Source organism: Inquilinus sp. CA228, assembly GCF_052078665.1.
GTDB lineage: Bacteria > Pseudomonadota > Alphaproteobacteria > DSM-16000 > Inquilinaceae > Inquilinus.
Map to the genome: position 1 here is coordinate 1 of NZ_JBQJIK010000206.1, position 565 is coordinate 565.

Below are 565 nucleotides of genomic sequence, written 5' to 3' on the forward strand. Positions count from 1 at the left end.
CGAGGGCCGCTACAAGGTCGTCGCCAACTTCGACATGGCCGGATTGGGCGACGCCCGCCAGCGTACGGCCGTCGCCCGCATGGCGCAGCCCTATGCCGGCGCCCAGGCAGGGCTGCACTTCCCGCTGGCCCGCGGCACCGAGGTCGCGCTCGGCTGGGAGGACGGCGATCCCGACCGGCCGATCATCCTCGGCACGGTGCCGCATTCGCGCACGATCAGCCCGGTCACCAGCCGCAATCCGACCGAGAACCGGATCCAGACCCTGGCCGGCACCACCCTGATCATGAACGACGGCACCCCCGCCAGCGAGGCGGTGGGGCCGGTCTATCTGTCGATGCAGGTCCCGGTGCCCGAGGCGGCGCCGCCCGACTATCTCCGGATGGGCGACGTCCCGACCGCCGATACCGCGGTCGAGCGGGCGATCCTGGCGACGCCGGCGTTCGGCACCGACGCCAAATGCGGCCGCCCCCCCGAGCTGACCTCACAGGCCTATGCCGGGATCATGTCCTTCACCCCCGACCAGCGCACCACCACCACCGGCAAGTCCGAGACCCATGTCGTCGGC

At 71.9% G+C, this 565-nt stretch carries 1 protein-coding gene; it reads left to right on the forward strand.

The genetic code is table 11. The features are described 5' to 3' along the window. On the forward strand, positions 1-565 hold a 565-nt coding region (locus ACTOWL_RS38025; RefSeq protein ID WP_441326491.1), incomplete at both ends, for a phage baseplate assembly protein V.